The organism is Mesorhizobium sp. M7A.F.Ca.US.005.03.2.1 (genome assembly GCF_003997795.1).
In the GTDB taxonomy this organism is placed as follows: domain Bacteria; phylum Pseudomonadota; class Alphaproteobacteria; order Rhizobiales; family Rhizobiaceae; genus Mesorhizobium; species Mesorhizobium ciceri.
In genome coordinates, this window is the sequence record NZ_RZRP01001049.1 from 1 (window position 1) to 1,906 (window position 1,906).

At 63.7% G+C, this 1,906-nt stretch carries 3 protein-coding genes; all 3 read right to left on the reverse strand.

What is annotated here, in order from left to right:
• Positions 1-918, reverse strand: a 918-nt coding sequence (locus tag EN991_RS34425) for a PLP-dependent transferase (protein ID WP_127370401.1), incomplete at its 3' end; no start/stop codon positions are given.
• Positions 915-1,649: a FadR/GntR family transcriptional regulator gene (locus EN991_RS34430; RefSeq protein WP_013531928.1), complete on the reverse strand. Its 735-nt coding sequence runs from the start codon at positions 1,647-1,649 to the stop codon at positions 915-917. The genes EN991_RS34425 and EN991_RS34430, both read right to left, overlap by 4 nt.
• Positions 1,650-1,785: 136 nt before the next feature.
• The coding region (locus EN991_RS41875) for a hypothetical protein (RefSeq protein ID WP_348630518.1) at positions 1,786-1,906 on the reverse strand (121 nt) is incomplete at its 5' end.

Consider the following 1,906-nt stretch of genomic DNA (forward strand, 5'->3'; position numbering starts at 1 on the left):
GCCGGCCAGCGTCGCCTTGCCCAGGTGGTTCGAATAGACGGGATGGTTGACCCGCTCGACAGCGGCATGCGCCTTCAGCCGTTCGGCGATGGTCAGGCCGCTCTTCATGTGGTGCGGCAGGCGCAGCGGCAGCGTGCGCAGGCCGCGCAGCAAAAGCCACGCCTCGAACGGTGACAGCTTGCCGCCGAGATAGGAATAGGTCTGCTCGTTGATGTGCTTGATGTAGGCAGCCGAACCCGCCACGACGCCCGCGACCGTATCGCTGTGGCCGCCAAGGTATTTCGAGGCCGAATGCAGCACCAGGTCGACGCCATGCGTGATCGGCTTCTGGAACACCGGCGTCGCCCAGGAATTGTCGATCGTGGTGACGATGCCCTGTTCCTTGGCCAACCGTGTCAGATGCGCGATGTCCTGCAGCTCGAACATCATCGAGGTCGGGCTTTCCAGATAAAGCAGCTTGGCGCCGGGAAGTGCCGCCGCGACCGCATCCGGCTCGGAGCCGTCGACATAGTCGACCTTGATGTTGAGGCGCGGCAACAGCCGCTCGAACAAACGGTAGGCATCGCCATAGCAATTGCGCACCGCCACGATGCGCTCGCCCGCACCGACGAACGCAAGCACTGTGGCGCTGATCGCCGCCATGCCACTGGAAAAGCCGCGCGCGGCTTCTGCGCCCTCGAGCGCTGCCACGCGCGCCTCGAACTCCATCACCGTGGGATTGTCGCCGCGCGAGTAGATCGGCTGCCTTCGTTTGCCGGCAAAGGTATCGGCCATCTCGGCATAGTTGGCGAAGGTGAACAGCGAGGTCTGGTAGATCGGCGGCACCACCGCACCGCCGGGGAACGGTTCGTCATGCGCCAAAAGCGTGGCCGCTTCGGTGAGATACTCGTAATCGAAACCTGATGGATGCTCGTTCATGTCTGGCTCGAGAGTTTGAGTTTGGCCGCGCCGCGCTTGAGGTCGTCCTCGACGGTGGCGATCAGCTTGAGCGCCTCGGCGCGAGCGCCCTGCGGATCGCGGGCAGCAATGCGTTCGTAGATGGTCCGGTGGTAGGGAAAGCTGGCGTGGCCGAAGTCACGCACGCCGAGCGGATGCTCCCAGAAGCGGTGAAACAGCTCATGCATGGCGGCGATGATCTGCTCGAACAGCGGATTGCCCGAGACCCGGTAGATCGCCTGGTGGAACTCCCAATCCTCTTCCGACGACATGCCCTCGCGCGTGCGGAACGCCTGTTCCATGATGTCGAGCTTGCGTGCGATCTCGGCAATATCGGCTTGGCTGGCGCGTTCGGCGCAAAGGGCTGCTGCCTCCGCCTCCAGCGCGCGGCGGATCTCCAGCGTCTGCATCAGGCTGGTGAAATCATTGCCGCCGGCCAGTGTCAGCGGCATGTGCAGCATATCAGGCGAAACAGCCGCCTTGAGATAGGTGCCGCTGCCTTGCCGGCGTTCGACGAGGCCGAGCCCTTCCCAGCGTGTCAGAGCCTCGCGCACGGTGTTGCGGCTGACCTTCAGCCGCTCGGCGAGAATGCGTTCGGTTGGGAGTCTGTCGCCCAGCTGCAGGGCTTCGGCGCGAACAAATCCCACCAACGCCTTCAACACGGCGTCGTCGCGCGCCGTGATTTGAATGGGTGGCAGGCTGTTCTGGTCCACATTTCCTCCGAGTGGTCCAATGGTCCAACCAATTCTGCACAGTTGAAAACTCCTGTCAACCAACTGTCAGGAGCACTGTCGGAGGAAGCGACGCAATATTCTCAAGGCGGTCGCGCGATCGCTTCGATCGCGTCTGCTAACCTGCGGCAGCAGGCGGCCCGAACCAGGTGGTCAGCGCGTCCACAAGGCCCCGTTGGGCTCCCGCCCCGGCCCAAGCCACATAACCATCAGGCCGGATCAAGGCCGCGTCGGGCGCA